We start from the raw sequence: 23,628 nt of genomic DNA on the forward strand, positions 1-23,628 counted from the left end.
CAGTTCCTGCTTGTCCCGCTCATCTCCTTAGAGAATGAACCGGCTGAGGTCCGTATTCTTGGCCAGGCTTTCCACCTCGCCGCGCACATAGGCCGCATCGATGGTGACCGCCTCGCCGGAGCGGTCGGGAGCCGTGAAGGAGACATCGTCGAGCACGCGCTCGAGCACCGTCTGCAGCCGTCGCGCGCCGATATTCTCGACCGAGTTGTTCACGTCGAACGCCACCTGCGCCAAGGCGTCGATGGCATCGTCCGTGAAGACGAGTTCCACGCCTTCCGTCCGCATGAGGGCGACGGTCTGCTTAATGAGGCTCGCTTCCGTCTCGGTCAGGATGCGCTTGAAATCCTCCACCGTCAGCGGCGACAACTCCACGCGAATCGGCAGGCGGCCCTGCAATTCGGGCAGGAGGTCCGACGGTTTCGACACGTGGAACGCGCCCGACGCGATGAAGAGGATGTGATCCGTCTTCACCGGCCCGTATTTGGTCGCGACCGTCGTGCCTTCGATGAGGGGCAGGAGATCCCGCTGCACGCCCTCGCGGGAAACGTCGCCGCTGGCGCGGCCCTCGCGGGCGCAGATCTTGTCGATCTCGTCGAGGAACACGATGCCGTTGTTCTCCACTTGCCGGATCGCCTCTTGCACGATGGCGTCCTGATCGAGGAGCTTGTCGGATTCCTCCGTGACCAGCGGCTCGTAGGCCTCGCTCACCGTGGCGCGGCGCATCTTGGCGCGGCCTCCGAAGGCCTTGCCGAACATGTCGCCGAGATTGATCGCGCCGACGGACGCGCCCGGCATGCCGGGGATCTCGAACATCGGCATTCCCTGCCCGCCGCTCGACTGCACCTCGATTTCGATTTCCTTGTCGTCGAGTTCGTTGTCGCGCAGCTTGCGCCGGAAACTCTCGCGCGTCGCGGCGCTCGCCGTCGTGCCCACCAGCGCATCGAGCACGCGCTCCTCCGCCGCCAGATGGGCCTTGGCCTGGACCTGCTTGCGGCGCTCGTCGCGCACGAGGCCGATGCCGACCTCCACCAGATCGCGCACGATCTGCTCCACGTCGCGGCCCACATAGCCGACTTCGGTGAACTTCGTCGCCTCGACCTTGATGAAGGGCGCATTGGCGAGCCGCGCCAGGCGGCGGGAGATCTCGGTCTTGCCGCAGCCGGTGGGCCCAATCATCAGGATGTTCTTGGGCGCCACTTCCTCGCGTAAGGAACCATCCAGCTGCTGACGCCGCCAGCGGTTGCGCAGGGCGATCGCGACGGCGCGCTTGGCCTCGTACTGGCCGACGATGTGGCGGTCGAGTTCGGAAACGATTTCACGGGGGGAGAAGGAGGTCATTCTGTTTCCAGCGTCTCGATAACGATGTTGGAGTTCGTATAAACGCAGATCTCGGCGGCAATATTGAGCGAGCGGCGCACGATGGCCTCCGCGTCGAGGCCCGAATCGTCGAGCGCACGGGCGGCCGCAAGGGCGTAATTGCCGCCCGAGCCGATCGCCATGATGCCGCCCTCCGGCTCCAGCACGTCGCCCGAGCCGGAAAGGAGCAGGCCCACCTCCTTGTCGGCGACGAGCATCATCGCCTCCAGGCGGCGCAGGTATCGGTCCGTACGCCAGTCCTTGGTCAGCTCGACGCAGGCGCGGGTGAGCTGGCCCGGATATTGTTCGAGCTTGCCTTCCAGGCGTTCGAACAGGGTGAACGCATCCGCGGTCGAGCCGGCGAAACCGCCGATCACGCCGCCCTTGGCGAGCCGGCGGACCTTCTTCGCGTTGCCCTTCACGATGGTCTGGCCGAGGCTGACCTGACCGTCGCCGCCGATGACGACGCGGCCTCCCTTTCGGACCATGAGGATCGTGGTGGCATGCATGCTGGGAGGGGTATTCTCGGACAAAGGGGCGACTCCGGCGGGGAATGAGACTGACTTAATCATCTTGTCCCCAAAAGCAACGCGGGTAGCGTTTCTCGCTCCAGCTTGATAGAAGGCGCCGTCACAAACGCGCCGTCTCTTGCACGAAGGATTTTCATGATGCGCGCCGCGAGCGTCAGCCGTCGCACCGCCGAGACCGATGTCGCCGTGTCGATTGCCCTCGATGGCACCGGCAAGGCCGAGATCGCCACCGGGGTGGGCTTTCTCGACCATATGCTCGAACTCTTCGCCCGCCACGGTCTCTTCGACCTCTCCGTGAAGGTGAAGGGCGACCTGCATGTGGACCAGCATCATACGACGGAAGATACCGGCATCGCGCTCGGACAGGCGATCGTGCAGGCATTGGGCGACAAGAAGGGCATCACCCGCTACGCCGATATCCACCTGCCGATGGACGAGACGCTGACCCGCGTCGCGCTCGATATTTCCGGCCGTCCGTTCCTGGTGTTCAAGACCGCGTTCCCGACGGAAAAGATCGGCGTGTTCGACACCGAGCTGGTGCGCGAGTTCTTCCAGGCCCTTGCGATCAATGCCGGGCTGACCCTGCATGTGGAGACGCTCTACGGCGAGAACAGCCATCATATCGCCGAGAGCTGCTTCAAGGGGTTGGCGCGGGTCCTGCGCCACGCCGTTTCCGTGGACCCGAAGGAGGGGGGCCGCGTTCCCTCCACCAAGGGAACGCTCTAGATCTTAAGTCTTCCAGGTTTCGCAAAACCTGGAAAAAGGCTCGAGATCGTCGGCAGACCGCCTTTTCCGGCTCCTCGAAGGAAATCCCTTCGCCGGAAAGGCATCTCAAGGAACTGCGCCATGACCACCTATACCCTGCACCTCCCACGCGATGCGCGGCCGGGTGATCCGGCGGCTCTGGACGAGGCGGAAATCGTGAAGGACGGCTTCTCCTGGGGCGCCTTCTTCTTCACTGTCCTCTGGTTTTTCTTCCACCGGCTGTGGCTCGCCGGGTTGATCGTCCTCGTGGCTCTCGCGGCCTTCAATGCGGGGCTGAACCTCATCGGCGTGAATCCCTTCGCCGGCTTCGTCGCAGAGGTGCTTCTGTCGGTCCTGATCGGCCTTGAGGCAAACAGCCTCAGGCGCTGGACCTATGAGCGCCGTGGACGTCCGCTCGCCGATGTGGTGATTGCCTCCAGCAAGGACGAGGCGGAGGCCAAGGCCTTCGCGCGCTGGCTGCAGCGGCCGGCGCCGTCCCGTATTCCTGTTTCTTCGCCCGTTTCTTCGCCGCTCTCGTCGGCCATCCGTCCCAGCCGGGGGGTGGAACCGGTGATCGGCCTGTTTCCCGATGCGGAGCGTCCCCGGTGAGCGTTGTTATCGTCGATTACGGTTCGGGCAATCTGCACTCCGCCGCGAAAGCCTTCGAGCGCGCCGCGCGGGAGGCGGGGCTTCCCGAGACCGTCACCGTGAGTTCGGATCCGGATCTGGTCGCCAAGGCGGACAGGATCGTGCTGCCGGGCGTCGGCGCCTTCGCCGATTGCCGCCGCGGCCTCGACGGGGTTCCGGGCATGGTCGAGGCGCTGAATCGCCGCGTGCGGGAGGAGGGCCGTCCCTTCCTCGGCATCTGCGTCGGCATGCAGCTCATGGCGAGCCGCGGCCTCGAATACGTGACCTCGCAGGGGCTCGACTGGATCCACGGCGACGTGAAGGCGATCACGCCGAGCGATCCCGATTTGAAAATCCCGCATATGGGCTGGAACACCCTGGACCGGCTTAAAACCCATCCGGTTCTGGACGGCATCGCCACGGGTCCGGACGGGCTGCATGCCTATTTCGTCCATTCCTATGCACTTGAACCCGCCGATGCGGGCGATGTCGTCGCCACCGCCGATTACGGCGGTCCGGTGACCGCCATCGTCGCCAAGGACAATGTCGTCGGCACCCAGTTTCACCCCGAGAAGAGCCAGGCCCTCGGCCTCAGGCTCATCGCCAATTTCCTAAGGTGGAGTCCGTGATTCTTTTTCCCGCCATCGACCTGAAGGAGGGCCGCTGCGTCCGGCTGATTCAGGGCGATATGGACCAGGCAACCGTGTTCAACGACGATCCGGCGGCGCAGGCCGCCGCCTTCGAGGCCCAGGGCTTCGAATGGCTGCATGTGGTCGATCTCGACGGCGCCTTCGCCGGCAAGCCGATGAACGCCGCGGCGGTCGAAGCGATCCTCAAGCGCATCAGGATCCCGGTGCAGCTAGGCGGCGGCATCCGCGACATGAAGACGGTGGAGGGCTGGCTCTCGAAAGGCGTCGCCCGCGTCATTATCGGCACAGCGGCGGTGCGCGATCCGGCCTTCGTGCGCGAGGCGGCGCGGCTCCATCCCGGCAAGGTCGCGGTGGGCATCGACGCCAAGGACGGGCTCGTCGCTGTCGAAGGCTGGGCCCAGACATCGACCCTGACGGCGGAAGAGCTCGGACGCCGCTTCGAGGACGCTGGCGTCGCGGCCATCATCTACACCGACATCGCCCGCGACGGCATTCTCAAGGGCCTCAACATGCCCATGACCTTGGCCCTGGCGCGTGCGGTGAAGATCCCGGTGATCGCCTCCGGGGGGCTCGGCTCCATGGCCGATATCGAGCGGCTGACGCAGCCCGATTGCGCCATCCTCGGCGGCGCGATTTCCGGCCGCGCCCTTTACGACGGACGCATCGACCCGGACCAGGCGCTGGCTTTGCTGCGTACGGCGCGCCGGGAGAATGCATGATGCTGAAGGTTCGCCTCATTCCCTGCCTCGACGTGAAGGACGGGCGCGTCGTCAAGGGCGTGCAATTCGTCGACCTGCGCGACGCGGGCGATCCGGTCGAGGCCGCGAAGGCCTATGACGCGGCGGGCGCCGACGAGCTCTGCTTTCTCGACATCACCGCAAGCCACGAGGCGCGCGGCATCCTGCTCGACGTGGTGCGGCGCACGGCGGAAGCCTGCTTCATGCCGCTCACCGTCGGCGGCGGCGTGCGTACGGTGGAGGATATCCGCAAGCTCCTGCTCGCCGGGGCCGACAAGGTGTCGATTAACACCGCCGCGGTGAAGAACCCGGATTTCGTGCGCGAGGCGGCGGAAAAGTTCGGCAATCAATGCATCGTCGTCGCCATCGACGCCAAGAAGGTGTCGGGGGAGGGTGAGGCGCCGCGCTGGGAAATCTTCACCCATGGCGGGCGCAACGCCACCGGCATCGATGCCATCGCCTTCGCGAAACAGGTGGCGGATCTCGGCGCGGGTGAGCTTCTCGTCACCTCCATGGACCGGGACGGTACTAAGGGCGGCTACGATCTCGCGCTCGTGCGCGCCATTTCGGATGCGGTCTCGGTGCCGGTCATTGCCTCGGGCGGCGTCGGCAATCTCGACCATCTGGTCGACGGAATCCGCGAGGGCCATGCCAGCGCCGTGCTGGCCGCCTCGATCTTCCATTTCGGCACGCATACCATCGGCGAGGCAAAAGGCTATATGGCCAAGGCCGGACTGAAGATGCGGCTGGACGAGCCTGCTCGTGCCTGACCGACCTCGAGAGGATCTCTACTGATGCGTATCGCCTGCCTGCACACTGCAGAGAGCAACATCGCCGTTTTCGAAAATGCCGCGAAGAGCGATGCCTTCGCACATGTCGTTCTCACGCACACAGTTCGCCCCGATCTGCTGGCAAAGGTCGAGCAAAGTGGTTTCACCACGCTGCTGGAGTCGGAGACGGTTGCGGTGCTGCTGAAACTCGCCACTAGTGCTGACGCGGTGATCCTGACCTGTTCGAGCATCGGCCCCGCCGCCACGGCGGCCGCGCAGGCCCACATCCCGGTTCTGCGCGTGGATGAGGCTTTGGCGCATGCAACAGCCGGAAGCGGCAAATCGGCAATCGCGCTCTGCGCCGCACCAACCACACTGGAACCGACCCGCATTCTTTTTGAAGCCGCGGCGCAGGCAACCGGCGCAAGGGTGGAGATCAGGCTCGTCCCCAAGGCCTGGGACCTGTTCAAGGCTGGAGACCGGGACAGCTATCTAAAAATGATCGCGGAAGCGGCGGATTGCGCCTTCGAGGAAGGCTTTGAGCTTGTTGCCCTAGCGCAAGCTTCGATGATGGCGGCGGCCGATCTGTGCCGCGCAGGACAGCCTCTGACAAGTCCTAGCGCAGGGCTAAGCGCTGCTGTTGTAGCGGCTGGCCAAGCCGAAGCGGCTTAATCGCGCTGGAAGGATAGCCTCATGACCACCTTCACGCTCCAAGATCTCACCCGCATCGTCGCCGAGCGCGCGGCGGCTCCTGCCACGGAGTCTTACACCGCCAAGCTTCTCGCGGATGGCCCTGCCAAGGCGGCCAAGAAGCTGGGAGAGGAGGCGGTGGAAGCGGCCATCGCGGCTGTGCAGGGCGACCGGCAGAACCTCACCGCCGAGGCAGCCGATGTGCTGTATCATCTTTTGGTCGTGTTGCAGGGCGCGCACATTCCGCTAAGTGACGTCATGGCCGAACTGGAGCGCCGCACCGCGCAATCAGGTTTGGCCGAGAAGGCCGCGCGCAAGCCTTAAAAGCCCGAAAGGGGATATTCATGGATCAGCGCAACGCGGTGTCCTTCGACGAGGACAACCTTTCCCCGTATCGGGTCTTCAACCGCGAAGAATGGGCGAAGCTGCGCGCCGACGCGCCGATGACGCTGACCGCCGACGAGGTGTTGCAGCTGCAATCCCTCAACGATCCGATCTCTCTCGACGAGGTCGCGGCGATCTATCTGCCTCTGTCGCGCCTGCTCTCCCTCTACGTCGCGGCGACTCAAGGGCTGTTCAAGGCGACGCAGCGCTTCCTGCTCGCCGAGAAAGAGGCCAAGGTTCCCTATATCATCGGCGTCGCGGGCTCGGTGGCGGTGGGCAAATCCACCACGGCCCGCGTGCTGAAGGCGCTTCTCGCCCGTTGGCCCAACACGCCGAAGGTCGATCTCGTCACCACGGACGGTTTTCTTCTGCCCAATGCGGAACTGACGCGACTCGGCCTGATGGAGCGCAAAGGTTTTCCGGAGAGCTACGACACCGGCGCGCTCCTGCATTTTCTCGCCGACATCAAGGCGGGCAAGCGCAATGTGCGCGCGCCGCTCTATTCGCACCTCGTCTACGATGTGGTGCCCGGCGAGGAGACGGTGGTCGACAGGCCGGACATTCTCATCGTCGAGGGGCTCAACGTGCTCCAACCGGCGCGCATGCCGAAGGACGGCACCGCCATCCCCTTCGTGTCCGATTTCTTCGATTTCTCAGTCTATATCGACGCCGACGAGGCCGACCTGCACCGCTGGTACGTGAACCGCTTCCTGCGCCTGCGCCATACCGCCTTCCGCGATCCGCTCTCGTTCTTCCGCCGCTATGCGGAACTGCCCGAGGACGAGGCCATCGCCACCGCCGACGGCCTATGGAACCGCATCAACCTGGTGAACCTGCGCGAAAACATCGTGCCGACCCGCCAGCGTGCGAGCCTGATCCTGAAAAAAGGCGCCAGCCACCGGATCGAGACCGTGGCGCTGAGGCGCTTGTAAAACACCGCCCTATGTCCTCCCCCGGATCTCGGGTGTTCTCGAGATCCGCTTCATCCTGCGCAAGTTCATCCTGCGCAAGTCGGGAACACCGACTTGCGGCGGGGAGGGAAGGCGCTGTTTCTTAACCCAGAAGCCCTTCCTGGCGGGCCATGTCCCGCAAGTCCGCCTGCGGCCGCGCACCGAGATGGCTGATGATCTCGGCTGCGGCGAGGCCGCCGAGGCGGGCGCAATCGACGAGGTCGAGCTCCTGGGTCAGGCCGGCGAGGAAGCCCGCGGCGAACAGATCGCCCGCGCCGGTGGTGTCGACCACGCGCGCGACGGGGAAGGCGGGAACAGCGCGGGTTTCGCCGCGGGTGACGACCATCGCGCCCTCGGCCGAGCGGGTGACGATTCCGAGCAGCTTTTCCTCGCGCAGGGCCGCGAGCGCGCTGTCCGGATCGGACGTGCCGTAGAGGCTCTGCAATTCATGGATGTTGGCGAAGAGGATATCGAGGCTGCCGTCGCGCATGAGGCCGAGGAATTCGTCCCGGTAGCGGTCGACGCAGAAGGCGTCGGACAGGGTCAGCGCCACCTTGTTGCCGGCCTGGTGGGCGATCTTCACGGCTTTCCGGAAAGCCTCCTTCGCCGCCGGCGGATCCCAGAGATAACCTTCGAGATAGACGATGGAAGAGGCCTGCACCGTCTCAGGCTTCACGTCATCGGGGGTGAGGTTCTGGCACGCGCCGAGATAGGTATTCATGGTGCGCTCGCCATCCGGCGTCACCAGGATGAAGCTGCGGGCGGTGGCCGGGCCGTCATCGGCGAAAGCGACGTCGTAATGGACGTCGATGGTCTTGAGATCATGCGCGAAATGACGGCCGGTCTCGTCGTTCTTCACCTTGCCGATGAAGCCCGCCTTGACGCCGAGCGCCGCAACGCCCGCCGCCGTGTTGGCCCCGGAGCCGCCCGAGACGATGATTGCCGGCCCCATGTCGCGGTAAAGCTCTTCCGCCCGCGCTTCATCGATGAGCTGCATCGCGCCCTTGTGGACATTCTTTTTGACGAGAAAGGCTTCATCCGTATGGGCCAGCACGTCAACGATGGCGTTGCCGAGCGTGAGCACGTCGATGCGGGTATGGGACATGGTGAACCGGGGAAATGAAAGAACGGAACGGCGCTTTCGCATCCGCAGCCGTGACGGTCAAGGGCCGGGGCTTTCACCAAGAGCTTTCGCACCGCGCCGCATGTCCCGGACGCTCACGCAAGAGGCAGGGCTTGTGGACCCGCGAGGCGTAATTTCCGATAAGACCGTTTATGGAACAGGGGAAGCCTCGGTCTCTGGCGGAGACAGCCTTAACCGGCCATTGTCACGATCAAAGGTCCGTTTCGGGTTGCGATAACGGTATGTTCGTACTGAACGGTAGGGGCCTCGGGGCTGCTGTAGAGCGTCCATGGATCATCCCCATCCTCGGCCCACTCCGCGCCAAAGGACAGGAATGGCTCGACGGTGAACACCAAGCCGTCGCTCATGATGCGACGTTCGGAGGAGTCGGGCCATGTTGCGATCTCTGTCGGCTCCTCATGGAGCGATAAGCCGACACCGTGACTGGCAAGGTTCCTGACGAGACTGTAACCGTTTTTTCGCGCAAAGGTCCCGATGGCTTGACCGATGCCGGCAATCGGTTTGCCGGCTCCAACCTGCCGCAGGCCCGTCCACATGGCCCGCCGACCATCCCTGCAAAGACGTTCAATCGAGCGGGTTACGGGCGGAACGGCGAACGAGGCTCCCGTATCCGCAAAGAAGCCGTTCTTCTCGGCTGAAACGTCGATGTTGACCAGGTCGCCACGCTCGATCCGTCGGGCACCCGGGATGCCATGAGCGATCTCCTCGTTCACACTGATGCAGGTCGCCCCAGGAAAGGCGTAGGCCAACTCCGGAGCCGGACGCGCGCCTTCAGCCTCCAGGAGCTTTCGCCCGATCTGGTCGAGTTCAGAGGTGGTCATGCCCGGCTCAAGGGCCTTCCCCATCGCTTCGAGGGTATTGGCGACGATACGCCCGACCTCTTTCAGGCGGGTGAGGTCGTTGTCATTCGAGATTGTCATATCAGGCTCTTCCGAAAGCCCGGACATAACGCTTGTGAACTCGACTTACAAACGACAGAACCAAAGGCGAGTCCACATCCTCCATTCCGGCGGTCGAAGTAGCCTCCTCACGGTCCGGGCGAGGAATCGTAGGCTGCGTCCTGCGGGGCCTGGACGGGGGTGACCGCCCGCCGCTCCCTTTCCTGCGCATTGTCGAGGATCGCGAGCATATCCTCAACATCGTCCTCCGACAGGTTGCCGATCTCGCGCGCGAGGCGGTTGGCGAAGAGGGTTGCGCGGTGGTTCGTGTTCGAGGTGTCGATCTTCACCCGGGGGTCGGAGAGATCGGCGAGGCGGGCCAATTCGTCGGCCTCGTCCCAGATGATGTTGAAATATTGCAGGACGCCCTGAATGAGCGTCCAGGTGGGCTTGCCGCGCTCGCCGCGCTCCAGAGCCGAAAGATAGGCGCTCGATACGCCTAAATGCGCGGCCATGTCCTTCAACATCAATCCGCGCTCGCGGCGAAGCTGCCGCACCCGTTCACCGAAAGGAGTCATCCGTTCATCCCACGCCGCGCCTACGGCGAAGCCTGACATAGAGTGCACCGGATCCGCCGTGATGGGGAGAGGCTTCCTCGAAGCCGATCACAAGAGATCTGAGATCGGGAAGCCGCAGCCAATGGGGAACCATCCTGCGAAGAACGCCGCGCTCGTCGAACAGGCCGCCATCGGCGCCGGCGCCGCCCTTGCCGGTGATGACGAGAACGAGCCCGTGGCCCGCGCCCTGCGCTCTATAGAGAAACCTCAACAGCGCCTCATGCGCCTCGCCCTGGCGCATGCCGTGGAGATCGATAATGCCGTCGACGGCCCTGGTGCCGCGCCGGAGAGCCTGCAGGGTCTTGCGCTCGACGGGGGCCAGCGGCGGAAGCGTCGCCTTGGGACTGGCCAGCGGCAGGGGCGCGGGCTTGAGGCCCGTTTCCGGCTTGGCCTCGGTGAGGGTCTCTTCTGCCTCCGGCTCAACGGGAAGGGTCCTGCCCTTCATCGGCGCGACGCCCCGGGCCACATGGGCCCAGAGCCGCCTCTCCTCGGCGTTGAGCTGGCGGGAGCGTCGGCGCTTGGTCATGACGAGGTTTTGGGCTGCAGAACCACGAAGCGCACGGGATGGCGCAGGAGCCCGGCCCGCGTCCCGGCCTCGGGACCGCTGCCGAAATAGAAATCGCCCCTGGCCGGGCCGACGATGGCCGATCCCGTATCCTGCGCGATCATGAGCCGCTGCAAGGGTTCGGTCCGGTCGAGGGTGACGGGAAGCCGGCCGTCGAGCCAGAAGGGCAGGCCATAGGCCCAGAGCGAGCGGTCGACCGCGAGAGAGCGGCCCGGAATCAGCGGAATGCCCGCGCCACCGATAGGGCCGTCCTCCTCCACCAGCTCACTCGCTTCGCGGAAGAAGATGTAGGACAGGTTCTGCCGCATCAGTGCGCGGGCCGGCTCGGGATGGTCCTTAAGCCAGCCCATGAGCTTTTCCAGCGTCATGGTTTCGAGATCCATCTCGCCCCGCTGCACCAGCAGGCGGCCGATGGAGGTGTAGGGCCGGCCGTTGCGCCCGGCATAGGCCACGCGCATCACCGAGCCGTCGGTCAGGCGGATGCGAGCCGAGCCCTGGACATGGATGATGAACGCCTCGCCCGGTTCGCGCAGATAGACCACCGGCTTCGCCAACGAGCCGAGTGCCCCGTCCTCGATGGCGGCGCGGTCGGGATAGGGCTCGTAGCCTTCGGCGGTGCGCCGGGCCGCCTGCAGATCCGGATCGAGGCCGGACAGGGTCTCACCCTGGGGAATCGTGACGAGATTGTCCGGGCGGGCGAGGAGGGGCACCGTATAGCGGGAATCCCGCGTCCGGGAGCCCTCGAATTCCGGCTCGTAATAGCCGGTGAGGAAGCCGTCTCCCGAGAGGGGCTTCACCGCGAAGGGCTGAAAATGCGTCTCGAAGAAGCGGCGCGCCTCGGCACCGGACGGCGCGCCGACGCTCAAGGCCTTGCGGCAGATTGCGATGAGGCCGGCCTGCTGCTTCTGCGCCGGGCGGAGTTCGGGACCTTGCGCATCAAGGGCTTGGCAGGAGCGGCGGAAGGCCTCGAAGGCTGCGGCGTGATCGTCCCGCGCCCAGCCGTCGAGATCGGAAAAGGCCAGGGGCTCAAGGCGCGCCTTGCCGGACAGCGAAGATGCGGCCTCCGGGGAAGACATGATCAGAATCCATGAGAGAAGGCCGAAGACGAGCCGTCCGGAGCCTCGGACCCAAAAGTGGAGTCCACTTTTGGGATCGATTCGATGCTCTCTCCTTGAATGAGCGCATCGTTCTGTGCGGAAAACCGCGTCCCCTTTTCCGCACGACGCGCTAGCATGCCTCATTGCCCCGCTTCGGTCGCGACAAGCTGCCAGTTCGGGTCGCGGCTGCCGAGGGCGCGGGAGAAGGTCCACATATCGGTGACGTCGACGACCGTGTCCGGGCTTCCGTCCACGACCGCGCCCGAAGCGTCGCGGGTCGCGGTGATGAGCTTGGAGAGGAAGCGGACCACGATCTGGGCATTGTTCTTGCCCTGAACCTCCGCCCCGGCCATTTCGGCCTTGTCGATGGAAACGAAGGTGGTCTCGACCTTCTCGCCCCGGCGCTCGCGCTCGGTGATGGCGCGCTCGAAGCCCTCATAGACATCCTTCGAGAGAAGGTCCTTGAGGGTCTTGCGGTCGCCTTGGGCGAAAGCGGTGACGATCATCTCGTAGGCCGCCTTGGCGCCTTCGAGGAAGGTGGCGGCGTCGAAGGAGGGCTCGGCACGGGCGATCTCGTCGAGGCTCTTCGCCATCGGCGTGCCGGGCTCGGCAAAATCCTTCCAGCGCTCGGCGGGAGGCGTCGCAGGCTCGGGCCGGGCGCCGTTGGTGCCGGGCAGCCGCACCACATTGTCCTGCTCGGCCTTCGAATTGCCGGGCTTCAGGGGGGGAACGTCGCGACGGGCGAGGGGATCGAACGGCGGCGGTTGCTCGTTGCCTGTCTTCTGGCCCAGCACCGAACGGAGGCGCCAGACTACGAAAACGGCGAGAACGATGAAAATGAGGGTCGTGATGTCGAAGGAATCCTGCATCGTCGATCCGTTATCGGCCTGCTTCATTCCGGCGAACGAATCCTGCCGGGCTTATGCCCCCGTCAATGCGAAGGCGTGATCCTCAGCATATGGGGCTTAAGGGTCGTAACATCCACCTCCTGCCGGGACAAGCGAGGTAAACAGCCCAAACTTGTTCCTGAAAGGGAAGCATGGTAGCGCGAAGATCGACGGCCCGTTGCCGATCCGGCGCTTTTTGAGGCGCTCCCTCCGGGCTCGACCGATTCCTCTCTCTTCTCTCTCTTCGGAGCATGAAACCATGGCCGACACCCCGGCAAACAACGGAGCGCAGGAAGGCGTCATGCCCTCGCTCAACGCCCTCGCTCAATACTGCAAGGATTTCTCGTTCGAGAACCCGAACGCGCCCCGCTCCCTGCAGTCGCAATCGGAAGGCCCGCAGATCAACCTGCAGGTCAACGTGAACGCCAAGCAGCTCGCCGAGGCCGATTTCGAAGTCGACCTGACCCTGGAAGGCGATGCCAAGATCGGCGGCAAGGACGTGCTGTTCGCGTTCGAGCTGACCTATTCCGGCGTGTTCCGTATCCAGAACATCCCGCAGGACCAGGTGCATCCGGTCGTGATGATCGAATGCCCGCGCCTGCTCTTCCCCTTCGCCCGCCAGATTGTGGCCGACGCGGTGCGCAATGGCGGCTTCCCGCCCCTCTATATCGATCCGATCGATTTCGTGGCGCTCTATCGCCAGCGCGCCGCCGAAATGCAGGCACAGCAGGGCGCCGGCCAGACCCTGTCGTAAGAACTTGTACTTCTCCGGCGGACGCGGTCTCCGCTCCGCCGGATCGTGCTCGAGAGCCGATTTCCCTTTTCGTGGAATCGGCTCTTTTCTTTTGCCTGGACGCATTTCCTACGGCGAACCGGATCCAGTTCGCCTGAAAATGCTCTAATCGGACGGATTCTCGCCGATATAGTCGCGCCAGAGCGGCGTCCCGCCGAGCGACTGGATGAATGCCTCATGGGCGGCCTTCTCGGCATCCGTCAGACGCGAGATCATGGTTCGCGGCCGCGCCTCCCGGGATGCGGCCGCTTCCGTCTGGAGGCCACGGCTCTGGCGGCCTGCGGGCTGCATGGAGAGATCGAATCCCACCTGCTTGCCGCCAATCAGCTCGATATAGACCTCGGCCAGGATTTCCGCATCGAGCAGCGCCCCGTGCTTGGTGCGCTTCGAATTGTCGATGCCGTAACGGGAGCAGAGCGCATCGAGGTTGTTCGCCGCGCCGGGATGCTTGCGCCGCGCCATCGAGAGGGTGTCGACCACATCCGCGAGCACGAAGGGCTTGTGGCCGGTGCGGGCGAATTCCGCATTGAGGAAGCCTATGTCGAAGGCGGCATTGTGAATCACCAGCCGCCCGTCGCCTACGAATTCCATGAATTCGTCCACGATGGCGGCAAAGACCGGCTTGTCCGCCAGGAATTCGTCGCTCAGCCCGTGAACGGCCAGCGCCCCCGCCGATACGGCGCGCTGGGGATTGATATAGACGTGATACGATTTGCCGGTCGGGATGTGGTTGAGCAGTTCGACGCAGCCGATTTCGATGACCCGATCGCCATTGGCGTGCTCGGTGCCGGTGGTTTCGGTATCCAGAACGATTTCACGCAACATGATCAAAACTCTGCTCGATGACGCCTGACGCGCCCCGGCCTTCCGGCGAGGCAGGCCAGGATAGACCAGACCTGCGCCTCGGCCGAAGCGAAGCCCCGGCCCGTATCAACAAGGAAATGGGCCCGCGCCCGCTTTTCGGGATCGGGCATCTGCTTAAGCAGGATCGCGTTAAATTTCTCCTCCGTCATATCCGGTCGCGCCAGAACACGCGCACGCTGGACGTCGGCCGGCGCCGTGACCACGAGGACCGCGTCGCAGCGCTTCTCGCCGCCCGTTTCGAACAGGAGCGGGATGTCGAGAACCGCCACCGGGGCGAGGGGGGAGATTTCTTCCAGGAAGGCTTCCTCTTCCTCCCGCACCAGGGGATGAATGATGGATTCGAGTTCCTTCATCCGCTCCGGAGCGTCGAACACGGCGGCCCCGAGCCTGGCGCGGTCGACGATGCCGTCCGCCACCGTGCCGGGAAAGGCCTTTTCGATCAGCGGTGCCGCGCGGCCGCGATAGAGGGCATGAACCGCGGCATCCGCATCGTGCACCGGAACGTTGAAGCGCCGGAAAATGGCGGCCGTCGCCGATTTTCCCATGCCGATGGAGCCGGTCAGTCCCAGCACGAAGGTCATCGTTCGCCCTCGATATCCGCCACGATCAGCGCCCGCAATTCCGGCGTGACGTCCGGCGTCACCCCGAACCAGCGGGAAAATCCCGGTACGGCCTGGTGAAGCAGCATGCCGAGCCCGTCGACGATTCTTAAATGTCGCGCCTCGGCGGCAGCGAGAAGCGGCGTCTTCAAGGGAACATAGACGATATCGGCCACCACCGCGTCGCTACGCGCGCCGGCCAGCTCGAGATCGAGCGCGGGCTGGCCCGCCATGCCGAGCGAGGTGGTGTTGACGATGAGGCCCGCCTTCGCGATTGCTCCGCCGATTTCCTCCCAGGGCAGGACTTCGAGCATCCCGCCACCGGCCAGATCCCGCACCAGTTCCGTGGCTTTCGAAAGGGTGCGGTTCGCGACAAAGATGCGCCCGATAGGGCGATCCTGCAGCCCCGCGACGATGGCCCGCGCCGCGCCGCCCGCACCGATGACGAGGGCTGTCTCCACAGCTTGTTCCCAGCTTTTCCCCAGGCTTCGGTCGAGATGGGACATGAAGCCGACCACATCCGTATTGTCGCCCCAGACAAGCCCGTCCTCAATCCATAAGGTGTTGACGGCCTTCAGCCTTTCGGCCTTCGCGGTCCTGCGGTCGACATTGAGATAGGCCGTTTCCTTATGCGGGATCGTGACATTTCCACCGGCAAAGCCCCGCGCCGCGAATGTCTTCAGGAATTCCGGGAAATCGGCGGGCGCCACATCGATCCGCTCATAGGATCCCGCCAATCCGTGCTGTTTAAGCCAGTGGCCGTGGATCAGGGGCGAGCGCGAATGCTTGATCGGGTGTCCGACGACAAAGGCCTTCGTCATGTTTGCAATCCTCAGAAGGCAAGATAGCCGAGACGGCGCAGGGCCGCGAGGAGGGGAATCAGGGGCAGCCCCAGAATGGTGGAATGGTCGCCCTCGACCTTCTCGAAGAGATGGATGCCGAGGCCTTCCAGCTGGTAGACCCCGACGCTGCGCCAGACCTCCGGCCCGGCGAGATCGAGATAGGTGTCGATGGCGTCCGGGCTCAAGGGCCGCATGGTGAGACAGGCGCTCTCGATGAAACCTTCGACGATCCGTCCATCTTTTGCCAGCACGGCGGCGGAATGCAGGACGTGGGTTTTGCCGGCAAGACGGCGCAGATGCGCCTGCGCCGCCGCCCGATTCGCCGGTTTGTGAAACACCTCGCCCGCACAGTCGAGAACCTGGTCGGCGCCGAGGACGAGCCTGTCCGGATGGCGGCGGCTGACGGCCAATGCCTTTTCCCCGGCAAGACGCAGGGCGAGCTGGGGCGGGTCGAGCGCTTTATGGCGGGCCGCCTCCTCGACGGCGCGCTCATCGACACCCGGCGCCTGGGTCTCGACGCTCAACCCCGCGTTCTCGAGCAGTCCCAGCCGGGTGCGGCTGGTCGAGGCGAGCAGAAGCGGCTGCAATCCGGTCCAGACAGACATCCGACTATTCCGCAATGAAACGCAGGCGATGGTCGCGGTAGAGATCGAGGATGGCGGCCGCCGTCTCCTCGATGGAACGCCGCGTCACGTCGATGGTCGGCCAGTTGTGGCGGGCGAAGAGCCGCCGGGAGGCCGCGATTTCCTCCGCCACCGCGTCGCGATCCACATAGGCCGTGTCGTCATCGGCCTTGAGGCTCAAGAGCCGGTTCTGCCGGATCTGGACAATGCGCTCGGGCGTCGCCACGAGGCCGACGATCAGCGGCTTTCGCGTGGTCTCCAGCACCGTCGGCGGCGGCACGCCCGGAACGAGGGGCACGTTCGCGGTCTTCACGCCGCGATTGGCGAGGTAGATGGCGGTCGGGGTCTTCGAGGTGCGGCTGACCCCGAGCAGGATCACATCCGCTTCCTCCAGATCGTGCGGCAGATGTCCGTCGTCATGGAGGAGCGTGAAGTTCATGGCGTCGATGCGCTTGAAATATTCCGCGTTCAGCATGTGCTGCGCGCCGGGCCGCGCGGTGGAATGGGCGCCGAGATAGGATTGCAGGAGCGAGTGCACAGGCTCCAGCACCGAAAGATGCGGCGAGCCGGTGGCGCGGCAGACCTCCTCGAGGCGTCCTGCGAGATCCCGCTCGACCAGGGTATAGAGAACGATGCCGGGGGCGGCCTCGATCTCGGACAGGACCCGCTCCAGCTGGGTATTCGAGCGCACGAGCGGATAGACATGCTCGATCGCCGCGATGCCCTCATATTGCGCCACCGCGGCGCGGGCGACCGTGATCAGGGTCTCGCCGGTGGAATCGGAAACGAGATGAAGATGGAAGTAGCTGCGCCCCACACAGGCCTCCTGAACAAGGAGTCGATGAATGTGGATAGATCGCTTGGATGCCCAGGTCCAGGGCAGGGGCCTGTGGGTAGTCCGCCACGCCATCAACAGCACTCGCCATTGTGCGATCCGGCCATCGCGGTTCTGGGAGAATCCGGCACGAATCACCTAAGAAGCTTCGATTCGAATCTCGCAACGTCACGTTAGGGATTTGTTAAGCTTTAAGAATTCGGAAAGGATTGTGGCGGCTCCGCCCTACCCGTAAACGAATAGTTAACGGCACGGCCCATGTGGACCGCCTGTGGACGGGGTTGCGGCTTTGTGATTCACCGCCCAAGAGAAACAACAGATTCTCGATTTAAAGAATTTAAGTAGTTAGAGAGGGCCTGTGAGCGAGCGTCCCACCAAAGCGATTCTACGCGTTCTCGATGGCGAACCGGTCTGGCCTCTGCCGATCTGGATCATGCGCCAGGCGGGACGCTATCTGCCGGAATACCGCGCCACCCGCACGCAGGCCGGCTCCTTCCTCGATCTGTGCTACACGCCCCGGCTTGCCGAAGAAGTGACGCTTCAGCCGATCCGCCGCTTCGGGTTTGACGCCGCGATTATGTTCTCCGACATCCTCGTCATTCCCCATGCCCTGGGCCAGGAGGTTCGTTTCGTCGAGAACGAGGGTCCGAAGCTCGATCCGATCACCTCGTCAGCCGATCTCAAGAGGCTTGCCGACGAGTTGCCGCTCGACCGGCTCGATCCGGTTTTCGAAACCCTTGACTGTCTGAGTGCCTCGCTCCCCCGCGAGACCACCCTACTCGGCTTCTGCGGCGCCCCCTGGACGGTCGCGAGCTACATGATCGCGGGGAAGGGCACGCCGGACCAGGCCCCCGCCCGCCTGACCGCTTATCGCGATCCGGCCTTCATGCAGGTGCTGATCGACAAGCTTGTCGCGGCTTCCACCGCCTATCTTATCCGCCAGATCGATGCGGGCGCGGAAGCGGTTCAGCTCTTCGAGAGTTTCGGTGCGGCGCTTCCGCCCGCTCTCTTCGACAAATTGTCGCTCGATCCGATTCGCCGCATCGTCGAGGGTCTCAAACAGGCCCGGCCGCAGGCGAAGGTGATCGTCTTCGTCAGGGGAGGCGGCTCGCATCTGCATCGCTTCGCCTCCGCCGGCGTGGGCGATGCGCTCGCCCTCGACTGGACCCTCGATCCCGCCCAGATCCTGCCGGACCTGCCGGGCCGGGTGGCGACCCAGGGCAATCTCGATCCGCTCGCCCTCATCGCCGGAGGCGAGGCGATGGAAAAGGGCGTCGATCATATTCTGTCCGCGGTGCGCGGCCGCCCGCACATCTTCAATCTCGGGCATGGCATCCTGCCCGAAACTCCCACCGAGCATGTGGCGCAGCTCATCGCCCGCGTTCGGGGCACGCGCGCATGATCCGCCAAAGTGCAAACGGTTTGGCGACAAGATCATGCGCCCACTCAAACTCTAAGGTCTGACATGGCGTATCTCTGGATCAAGGCGTTTCACGTGATCGCCGTCATCAGCTGGATGGCGGGGATGCTCTATCTGCCGCGCCTGTTCGTCTATCATTGCGAGGCGCAGAAGGGCTCGATCCAGTCCGAGACCTTCAAAATCATGGAAAGGCGCCTGCTCAAGGCGATCATCAACCCCGCCATGATCGCGACCTGGGTGCTCGGCCTGATCCTGATCTGGCAGGGCGGCTGGATCACGTCCGGCTGGCTTCACGCCAAGATCCTGCTCGTGCTGATCCTCTCCGGCGTGCATGGATTCCTCTCGAAGACCGTGAAAGTCTTCGCCGCCGACGCGAATGTCCGGCCCGCAAAATTCTACCGCATGCTCAACGAGGTCCCGACCGTGCTGATGGTCGGCATCGTGATCCTCGTGATCGTGAAGCCGTTCTGATGCGCCGATGACGCACGACCGTATCGCCGCACGCAACAACGCCCTGTGGTGCGATGCGGTGTGCCGGGCTCACGGCAATCCGGGGGAGTTTCGCTCCACGATCTGGCTCAACCGGCACGGCACGCCGCCCTTCTATCCCGACGCGGTGACGCTCGAGCCCGGCGATGCGCCCGGACATGTCGATCTCATCGCCGATCTCGTCGGCCGGAATGGCGATCGCGGCTGGGCTGTGAAGGACAGCTTTTGCAATCTCGATCTCTCGCCCCTGGGATTCGAGACTCTGTTTACGGCGCGCTGGCTTTTTCGCGACGCCCTGTCGACCCGGGATGCCGGCAGAAGCTCCTTGTCCATCGTGCGAAGCGAGGAGGAATTGCTCGCCTGGGAAAAGGCATGGGCAGGACCGGAATCGCACTTGCCGGAATCGCACTTGCCGGAATCGCACCTGCCCCTGCGGCTGTTCGACCCACGGCTTTTGAGCGAGCCCGATATCGTCTTCGCATTTTCGGCGCGCGACGGCGTGGTGATGAACGGCGGCATCATGAATCGCGGGGCGGGCGCCGTCGGCCTCTCGAACATCTTTTCGCCGCCTTGCGAAAATGACGGAACACGGCTGGAATTGGCGCGGCTCGCCGCCCATATCTTTCCGGGATGTCCGCTTGTCGGATACGAGCGCGGCGAGGATCTGGCCGCCTCATGCCGGGCCGGATTTGCGCCCATCGGCGATCTTCAGGTCTGGGTTCGGGCGGCAAGCTGAACCGAAAGGCGTAATCCCCAATCCCGGCGGTGGGGCCTTGAGACTCGCTCCGGAAAGGGTTAGAAGGGTCTTCCCTTCCTCAAAGAACAGGTTGCGCCGCACGGGCCCGTCCGGGTCCTCCAAGTCACAGCTCGTGAACTGGGTGGCCCTGTCCAACGTTCCCCTTAATCTCCTCACGCGTTCAGTTCTCCTGTCCGCTGACCCACCCCGAGAGTGTTCCCCGATGAGGGAAATCAAACTTCAAGATCTGAAATCCAAGACGCCGACCGAACTCATCGCTTTCGCCGAGGAGCTTGAGGTCGAGAACGCGAGCACGATGCGCAAGCAAGAGCTCATGTTCGCCATCCTCAAGCAGCTGGCGGCCCGCGAGGTTGAAATCATTGGCGCCGGCGTCGTCGAGGTGCTGCAGGACGGCTTCGGCTTCCTGCGTTCCGCCGATTCGAACTATCTGCCTGGGCCCGACGACATCTATGTCTCGCCCAGCCAGATCCGCCGCTTCGGCCTGCGCACCGGCGATACGGTCGACGGCCCGATCCGCGGCCCCAAGGAAGGCGAGCGCTATTTCGCCCTTCTCAAGGTCAACACGATCAATTTCGAGGATCCCGAGAAGATCCGGCACAAGGTGCATTTCGACAACCTGACGCCGCTCTTCCCGACCGAGCGCTTCAAGCTCGAAATCGACGATCCGACGAAGAAGGATTATTCGCCGCGAATCATCGACATCGTCTCGCCCATCGGCAAAGGCCAGCGCGCGCTGATCGTCGCACCGCCGCGTACCGGTAAGACCGTGCTGATGCAAAACGTCGCGCAGTCGATCACCACCAACCATCCGGAATGCTACCTGATCGTGCTGCTCATCGACGAGCGCCCGGAGGAAGTGACGGACATGCAGCGCTCGGTGAAGGGCGAGGTCGTGGCCTCCACCTTCGACGAGCCGGCCTCGCGCCACGTGCAGGTCGCCGAGATGGTGATCGAGAAGGCCAAGCGCCTCGTGGAGCATGGCCGCGACGTGGTCATCCTGCTCGATTCGATCACCCGCTTGGGCCGCGCCTACAACACGGTCGTGCCGTCATCCGGCAAGGTGCTCACCGGCGGTGTCGACGCCAACGCGCTCCAGCGTCCGAAGCGCTTCTTCGGCGCTGCGCGCAACATCGAGGAGGGCGGCTCGCTCACCATCATCGCCACCGCGCTGATCGATACCGGCTCGCGCATGGACGAGGTGATCTTCGAAGAGTTCAAGGGCACCGGCAACTCGGAAATCATTCTCGACCGCAAGGTCGCCGACAAGCGCACCTTCCCGGCCATCGACATCACTCGTTCCGGCACCCGCAAGGAGGAACTCCTGGTTCCGGCCGACACGCTCAAGAAGATGTATGTGCTCCGGCGCATCCTCAATCCGATGGGTACGGTCGATGCCATCGAGTTCCTGCTCGACAAGCTGCGCCAGACCAAGTCGAACGCCGAATTCTTCGAATCGATGAATACCTGACGGTTTCGCTCAGGTTTGAAAAACACAGCCCCATCCTCGGCAACGAGGGTGGGGTTTTTCATGAGTGGAAGACTCCCATCAGCCACAATACGAGCAGGGTCAGCAGGGCGGAGATCGCCAGCGACCCGAGGCAGCCGACGCGGTTCGAGAAGAAAAGGAACATGGCGTCATCATCCCGAAGATTTCATCCGGTCGCTCCATCCTCGTCCTGAGGAGTGGTCACAAGGCCGCGTCTCGCAGCCTCATCCCGCGAGCATCTCCCGCGCCCGTGCTTTCAATTCCTGCGGGTCACGGACCGGAAGCGAGCAGCGCATGCCGGCGCAGATCAGGGCCTCGGGTTCGGCAGCGGAGGAGGCGAGGGCCTGCGCCGGGTGGCCGGCTTCCAGATTCTCGCCCTGCCGCAGCACGTGGAGGCTGCGCTCGAGATAGGGCAGGTGGAGCGCGGCTTCGCGCAGAGCATCGATATTGTTTCCCGTGACGAGAATACTCAGGCCGCGAAGATGGAGGTCCAGCGCGTTGAGGATCGAGGTATGGCCGAGAGGCGCGGCGCGGGCGATACCGACGAGCCTGGTCAGGACCTGGTCGGCGCGTTGCCGGTCGTCGTCCCGTCCGGTAATCTGCGCCAGCCGCACCAGCGTCTCGGCGAAGACGCCATTCGCATTGGGCACCGCATCGTCATGGCTCGGCTGCGGACGCACCACGAGTGGATCGGCCTCCCGCGCGGTCATGGCGAGAAGGCCCGAATCGTCGATCATGAACTCGTTCAGCAAAATGTCGCGCCAGTCGATGGCATCCTGCCGATAGGTCTCGTCGCCGGTCGCTTCATGGAGGGCGAGCGCCGCGCGCATCATCGCCGCGTGATCGAGGGCGAAGCCGGGAAAGATCAGGGAATTGTTGCGCCAAGAATGGCCAAGCTGATGGCCAAGCCGAATGTCGCGGGTCATGGACTGCCGGATGAAGCGGTAAGCCCGCGCGGCGAGGGCGATCCAGTCCGGCCGGTCGAGGAGCAAGCCGCCGCGCACCAGGCTCGATATCATCAGGCCGTTCCAGTCGGCCAGCACCTTGTCGTCGAGGCCGGGGCGGATGCGTGTCGCCCGCCTTTCGAGAAGTTTCGCCCGCATGGCGGCAAGCCGTTCCTCCAACTGAGGCGCGACCTCGCCGGAGAGGAGGCGGTTGGGGATGTTGGTTTCCTCCCAATTCCCCTCCTCGGTGATGTCGTAGACTTTGGCGAAGATCGCGGCATCCTCGCCCAGCACCTCCCGGATCTCGGCAAGGCTCCAGACATAGAAGCGGCCCTCCACCCCTTCCGAATCCGCATCGAGGCTTGATGCGAAGGCGCCCTCCGGCGTGACCATCTCCCGCTCGAGCCAGGTGACGATCCCTTGAGCGGCGTCGCGGAACAGGGCCCGGCCGGTCTCGGCATAGGCCAGGGCATAGAGCTCAAGGAGCTGCGCATTGTCGTAGAGCATCTTTTCGAAATGCGGCACGAGCCAGCGCTCGTCGACCGTGTAGCGGGCGAAGCCGCCGCCGAGATGGTCATGGATGCCGCCGAGGGCCATGCGCTCGAGCGTCAGCAGAAACCGCTCGCGGGCCTGTCCGTCGCCGCCGCGCCTCGCCTGGCGGGCGAGGAATTCGAGGATCGGCGGGTTGGGGAATTTCGGCGCGCCCTGAAGACCGCCGTTTGCCGGATCGATGATGGAAGCAAGGCGGGAGCCGAGCTGATCGAGATCGGCAAGCGACAGCGTTCCGCTATCCCCGCCGCTGGTCTGGGAAAGATGTTCCTTAAGAGCGGTGGCATTCTTGGCGACCCGCTCCGGCTCGGCTCGATAGATGCGGGCGATCTCACGCATGACCTGAACGAAGCCCGGGCGGCCGAAACGCGGCTCCTTCGGAAAATAGGTGCCGCCCCAGAAGGGCTCGCCCTCCGGCGTCAGGAACATAGTGAGCGGCCATCCGCCCTGTTCGCCGAGAAGGTGGAGGGCGCTCATATAGACATGGTCCACATCCGGGCGCTCTTCGCGATCGACCTTGATATTGACGAAGAGCTCGTTCATGACCGCCGCCACGGCGGGATCCTCGAAGCTCTCATGGGCCATCACGTGGCACCAGTGGCACGCGGCATAGCCGATGGAGATCAGGATCGGCCGATCGGACTTCTTTGCCTCCGCCAGGGCCTCGGGCCCCCATTCCCACCAATGGACAGGATTGTCCCTGTGCTGCAGGAGATAGGGGGAAGAGGCGTCCTTCAGCCGGTTCATGGGGTCCTGCTCCGCTGTCTAAAATTTACGGCCGAGCGATTCGGATCAGAACCG

27 protein-coding genes are annotated in these 23,628 nt (G+C 64.2%); 13 read left to right on the top strand and 14 right to left on the bottom strand.

What is annotated here, in order from left to right; translation table 11 throughout:
- Positions 1-27 precede the first annotated feature (27 nt).
- Both hslU and hslV read right to left on the bottom strand, forming a co-directional pair.
- Positions 28-1,338 carry an ATP-dependent protease ATPase subunit HslU gene (hslU, locus tag AB4Y97_RS02180; RefSeq protein ID WP_441997346.1) on the bottom strand — a complete coding sequence of 437 codons (1,311 nt, stop codon included), beginning with the start codon at positions 1,336-1,338 and terminating at the stop codon, positions 28-30.
- The gene (gene hslV, locus AB4Y97_RS02185; protein WP_441997411.1) at positions 1,335-1,865 is read right to left on the bottom strand and encodes an ATP-dependent protease subunit HslV; all 531 of its coding nucleotides are present in this window, start codon (positions 1,863-1,865) and stop codon (positions 1,335-1,337) included. Before hslV ends, hslU begins: the two co-directional genes overlap by 4 nt.
- Before the next feature lie 159 nt (positions 1,866-2,024).
- Between hslV and hisB the strand changes: the two genes are divergently transcribed.
- The 8 genes from hisB (at position 2,025) to coaA (ending at position 7,420) form a co-directional block, all read left to right on the top strand.
- On the top strand, positions 2,025-2,612 hold the full coding sequence (hisB, locus tag AB4Y97_RS02190; RefSeq protein WP_441997412.1) for an imidazoleglycerol-phosphate dehydratase HisB: 588 nt from the start codon (positions 2,025-2,027) through the stop codon (positions 2,610-2,612).
- Between the two features lie 120 nt (positions 2,613-2,732).
- Positions 2,733-3,239, top strand: coding sequence for a DUF2628 domain-containing protein (locus AB4Y97_RS02195; RefSeq protein ID WP_441997347.1), 507 nt, complete (start codon positions 2,733-2,735; stop codon positions 3,237-3,239).
- The gene (gene hisH, locus AB4Y97_RS02200; protein WP_441997348.1) at positions 3,236-3,886 is read left to right on the top strand and encodes an imidazole glycerol phosphate synthase subunit HisH; all 651 of its coding nucleotides are present in this window, start codon (positions 3,236-3,238) and stop codon (positions 3,884-3,886) included. The genes AB4Y97_RS02195 and hisH overlap by 4 nt, the downstream gene beginning before the upstream one ends.
- Positions 3,874-4,626, top strand: a complete 753-nt coding sequence (gene hisA, locus AB4Y97_RS02205; protein ID WP_441997349.1) for a 1-(5-phosphoribosyl)-5-[(5-phosphoribosylamino)methylideneamino]imidazole-4-carboxamide isomerase — start codon at positions 3,874-3,876, stop codon at positions 4,624-4,626. The genes hisH and hisA overlap by 13 nt, the downstream gene beginning before the upstream one ends.
- Entirely contained in the window at positions 4,626-5,414 is a 789-nt protein-coding gene (gene hisF, locus AB4Y97_RS02210; RefSeq protein ID WP_441997413.1) for an imidazole glycerol phosphate synthase subunit HisF, read from the top strand. Before hisA ends, hisF begins: the two co-directional genes overlap by 1 nt.
- 24 nt (positions 5,415-5,438) lie before the next feature.
- The gene (locus AB4Y97_RS02215; RefSeq protein WP_441997350.1) at positions 5,439-6,086 is read left to right on the top strand and encodes an Asp/Glu racemase; all 648 of its coding nucleotides are present in this window, start codon (positions 5,439-5,441) and stop codon (positions 6,084-6,086) included.
- 21 nt (positions 6,087-6,107) lie between these two features.
- Positions 6,108-6,428, top strand: coding sequence for a phosphoribosyl-ATP diphosphatase (locus AB4Y97_RS02220; RefSeq protein WP_441997351.1), 321 nt, complete (start codon positions 6,108-6,110; stop codon positions 6,426-6,428).
- A 20-nt stretch (positions 6,429-6,448) separates the two neighbouring features.
- Entirely contained in the window at positions 6,449-7,420 is a 972-nt protein-coding gene (gene coaA / locus AB4Y97_RS02225) for a type I pantothenate kinase (protein ID WP_441997352.1), read from the top strand.
- A gap of 121 nt (positions 7,421-7,541) precedes the next feature.
- Here coaA and AB4Y97_RS02230 read toward each other — a convergent pair whose 3' ends face one another.
- The 6 genes from AB4Y97_RS02230 to AB4Y97_RS02255 form a co-directional block, all read right to left on the bottom strand.
- Complete coding sequence (locus tag AB4Y97_RS02230; protein WP_441997353.1) at positions 7,542-8,543, bottom strand: adenosine kinase; 1,002 nt, start codon at positions 8,541-8,543, stop codon at positions 7,542-7,544.
- A 209-nt stretch (positions 8,544-8,752) separates the two neighbouring features.
- The gene (map, locus tag AB4Y97_RS02235) at positions 8,753-9,502 is read right to left on the bottom strand and encodes a type I methionyl aminopeptidase (protein WP_441997354.1); all 750 of its coding nucleotides are present in this window, start codon (positions 9,500-9,502) and stop codon (positions 8,753-8,755) included.
- Between the two features lie 107 nt (positions 9,503-9,609).
- Positions 9,610-10,038 carry a helix-turn-helix domain-containing protein gene (locus tag AB4Y97_RS02240; RefSeq protein WP_441997355.1) on the bottom strand — a complete coding sequence of 143 codons (429 nt, stop codon included), beginning with the start codon at positions 10,036-10,038 and terminating at the stop codon, positions 9,610-9,612.
- A gap of 4 nt (positions 10,039-10,042) precedes the next feature.
- Positions 10,043-10,603 carry a Smr/MutS family protein gene (locus tag AB4Y97_RS02245; RefSeq protein WP_441997356.1) on the bottom strand — a complete coding sequence of 187 codons (561 nt, stop codon included), beginning with the start codon at positions 10,601-10,603 and terminating at the stop codon, positions 10,043-10,045.
- The gene (gene mltA / locus AB4Y97_RS02250) at positions 10,600-11,718 is read right to left on the bottom strand and encodes a murein transglycosylase A (protein WP_441997357.1); all 1,119 of its coding nucleotides are present in this window, start codon (positions 11,716-11,718) and stop codon (positions 10,600-10,602) included. The genes AB4Y97_RS02245 and mltA overlap by 4 nt, the downstream gene beginning before the upstream one ends.
- Before the next feature lie 161 nt (positions 11,719-11,879).
- Complete coding sequence (locus AB4Y97_RS02255; protein ID WP_441997414.1) at positions 11,880-12,608, bottom strand: Tim44/TimA family putative adaptor protein; 729 nt, start codon at positions 12,606-12,608, stop codon at positions 11,880-11,882.
- A gap of 277 nt (positions 12,609-12,885) precedes the next feature.
- Between AB4Y97_RS02255 and secB the strand changes: the two genes are divergently transcribed.
- Complete coding sequence (secB, locus tag AB4Y97_RS02260; protein WP_441997358.1) at positions 12,886-13,380, top strand: protein-export chaperone SecB; 495 nt, start codon at positions 12,886-12,888, stop codon at positions 13,378-13,380.
- 144 nt (positions 13,381-13,524) lie between these two features.
- On the opposite strand, the gene dnaQ is transcribed toward secB, so the two are convergent.
- Genes dnaQ through AB4Y97_RS02285 form a run of 5 tightly spaced genes read right to left on the bottom strand, consistent with a single transcriptional unit; the run spans position 13,525 to position 17,164 of the window.
- Entirely contained in the window at positions 13,525-14,244 is a 720-nt protein-coding gene (gene dnaQ, locus AB4Y97_RS02265) for a DNA polymerase III subunit epsilon (protein WP_441997359.1), read from the bottom strand.
- Positions 14,245-14,246: 2 nt separating this feature from the next.
- The gene (coaE, locus tag AB4Y97_RS02270; RefSeq protein WP_441997360.1) at positions 14,247-14,864 is read right to left on the bottom strand and encodes a dephospho-CoA kinase; all 618 of its coding nucleotides are present in this window, start codon (positions 14,862-14,864) and stop codon (positions 14,247-14,249) included.
- Positions 14,861-15,703 carry a shikimate dehydrogenase gene (locus AB4Y97_RS02275; RefSeq protein ID WP_441997361.1) on the bottom strand — a complete coding sequence of 281 codons (843 nt, stop codon included), beginning with the start codon at positions 15,701-15,703 and terminating at the stop codon, positions 14,861-14,863. Before AB4Y97_RS02275 ends, coaE begins: the two co-directional genes overlap by 4 nt.
- An 11-nt stretch (positions 15,704-15,714) precedes the next feature.
- The gene (locus AB4Y97_RS02280) at positions 15,715-16,329 is read right to left on the bottom strand and encodes a Maf family protein (protein WP_441997362.1); all 615 of its coding nucleotides are present in this window, start codon (positions 16,327-16,329) and stop codon (positions 15,715-15,717) included.
- A 4-nt stretch (positions 16,330-16,333) separates the two neighbouring features.
- A complete protein-coding gene (locus AB4Y97_RS02285) occupies positions 16,334-17,164 on the bottom strand; it encodes a pyruvate, water dikinase regulatory protein (protein WP_441997363.1) in 831 nt (276 codons plus the stop codon).
- A 376-nt stretch (positions 17,165-17,540) separates the two neighbouring features.
- On the opposite strand from AB4Y97_RS02285, the gene hemE reads away from it, so the two are divergent.
- The 4 genes from hemE (at position 17,541) to rho (ending at position 21,316) form a co-directional block, all read left to right on the top strand.
- Positions 17,541-18,584 (top strand): uroporphyrinogen decarboxylase, encoded by a 1,044-nt coding sequence (gene hemE, locus AB4Y97_RS02290; RefSeq protein WP_441997364.1) that lies wholly within the window; start codon positions 17,541-17,543, stop codon positions 18,582-18,584.
- A gap of 63 nt (positions 18,585-18,647) precedes the next feature.
- Entirely contained in the window at positions 18,648-19,073 is a 426-nt protein-coding gene (gene hemJ, locus AB4Y97_RS02295; RefSeq protein WP_441997365.1) for a protoporphyrinogen oxidase HemJ, read from the top strand.
- Between the two features lie 7 nt (positions 19,074-19,080).
- Positions 19,081-19,827, top strand: a complete 747-nt coding sequence (locus tag AB4Y97_RS02300) for a hypothetical protein (protein ID WP_441997366.1) — start codon at positions 19,081-19,083, stop codon at positions 19,825-19,827.
- A gap of 223 nt (positions 19,828-20,050) precedes the next feature.
- Complete coding sequence (rho, locus tag AB4Y97_RS02305) at positions 20,051-21,316, top strand: transcription termination factor Rho (RefSeq protein ID WP_441997367.1); 1,266 nt, start codon at positions 20,051-20,053, stop codon at positions 21,314-21,316.
- 242 nt (positions 21,317-21,558) lie between these two features.
- On the opposite strand, the gene AB4Y97_RS02310 is transcribed toward rho, so the two are convergent.
- Positions 21,559-23,574 (bottom strand): thioredoxin domain-containing protein, encoded by a 2,016-nt coding sequence (locus tag AB4Y97_RS02310; RefSeq protein WP_441997368.1) that lies wholly within the window; start codon positions 23,572-23,574, stop codon positions 21,559-21,561.
- Positions 23,575-23,628: the final 54 nt, after the last annotated feature.

Source organism: Microvirga sp. 2TAF3 (assembly GCF_052114965.1).
Taxonomy (GTDB): Bacteria; Pseudomonadota; Alphaproteobacteria; order Rhizobiales; family Beijerinckiaceae; genus Microvirga.

Coding starts and splice junctions, on each gene's coding strand:
- hslU (WP_441997346.1), bottom strand. CDS start 1,338: ATGACCTCCTTCTCCCCCCGTGAAATCGTTTCCGAACTCGACCGCCAC.
- hslV (WP_441997411.1), bottom strand. CDS start 1,865: ATGCATGCCACCACGATCCTCATGGTCCGAAAGGGAGGCCGCGTCGTC.
- hisB (WP_441997412.1), top strand. CDS start 2,025: ATGCGCGCCGCGAGCGTCAGCCGTCGCACCGCCGAGACCGATGTCGCC.
- AB4Y97_RS02195 (WP_441997347.1), top strand. CDS start 2,733: ATGACCACCTATACCCTGCACCTCCCACGCGATGCGCGGCCGGGTGAT.
- hisF (WP_441997413.1), top strand. CDS start 4,626: ATGCTGAAGGTTCGCCTCATTCCCTGCCTCGACGTGAAGGACGGGCGC.
- AB4Y97_RS02215 (WP_441997350.1), top strand. CDS start 5,439: ATGCGTATCGCCTGCCTGCACACTGCAGAGAGCAACATCGCCGTTTTC.
- AB4Y97_RS02220 (WP_441997351.1), top strand. CDS start 6,108: ATGACCACCTTCACGCTCCAAGATCTCACCCGCATCGTCGCCGAGCGC.
- coaA (WP_441997352.1), top strand. CDS start 6,449: ATGGATCAGCGCAACGCGGTGTCCTTCGACGAGGACAACCTTTCCCCG.
- AB4Y97_RS02230 (WP_441997353.1), bottom strand. CDS start 8,543: ATGTCCCATACCCGCATCGACGTGCTCACGCTCGGCAACGCCATCGTT.
- map (WP_441997354.1), bottom strand. CDS start 9,502: ATGACAATCTCGAATGACAACGACCTCACCCGCCTGAAAGAGGTCGGG.
- AB4Y97_RS02240 (WP_441997355.1), bottom strand. CDS start 10,038: ATGACTCCTTTCGGTGAACGGGTGCGGCAGCTTCGCCGCGAGCGCGGA.
- AB4Y97_RS02245 (WP_441997356.1), bottom strand. CDS start 10,603: ATGACCAAGCGCCGACGCTCCCGCCAGCTCAACGCCGAGGAGAGGCGG.
- mltA (WP_441997357.1), bottom strand. CDS start 11,718: ATGTCTTCCCCGGAGGCCGCATCTTCGCTGTCCGGCAAGGCGCGCCTT.
- AB4Y97_RS02255 (WP_441997414.1), bottom strand. CDS start 12,608: ATGCAGGATTCCTTCGACATCACGACCCTCATTTTCATCGTTCTCGCC.
- secB (WP_441997358.1), top strand. CDS start 12,886: ATGGCCGACACCCCGGCAAACAACGGAGCGCAGGAAGGCGTCATGCCC.
- dnaQ (WP_441997359.1), bottom strand. CDS start 14,244: ATGTTGCGTGAAATCGTTCTGGATACCGAAACCACCGGCACCGAGCAC.
- coaE (WP_441997360.1), bottom strand. CDS start 14,864: ATGACCTTCGTGCTGGGACTGACCGGCTCCATCGGCATGGGAAAATCG.
- AB4Y97_RS02275 (WP_441997361.1), bottom strand. CDS start 15,703: ATGACGAAGGCCTTTGTCGTCGGACACCCGATCAAGCATTCGCGCTCG.
- AB4Y97_RS02280 (WP_441997362.1), bottom strand. CDS start 16,329: ATGTCTGTCTGGACCGGATTGCAGCCGCTTCTGCTCGCCTCGACCAGC.
- hemJ (WP_441997365.1), top strand. CDS start 18,648: ATGGCGTATCTCTGGATCAAGGCGTTTCACGTGATCGCCGTCATCAGC.
- AB4Y97_RS02300 (WP_441997366.1), top strand. CDS start 19,081: ATGACGCACGACCGTATCGCCGCACGCAACAACGCCCTGTGGTGCGAT.
- rho (WP_441997367.1), top strand. CDS start 20,051: ATGAGGGAAATCAAACTTCAAGATCTGAAATCCAAGACGCCGACCGAA.
- AB4Y97_RS02310 (WP_441997368.1), bottom strand. CDS start 23,574: ATGAACCGGCTGAAGGACGCCTCTTCCCCCTATCTCCTGCAGCACAGG.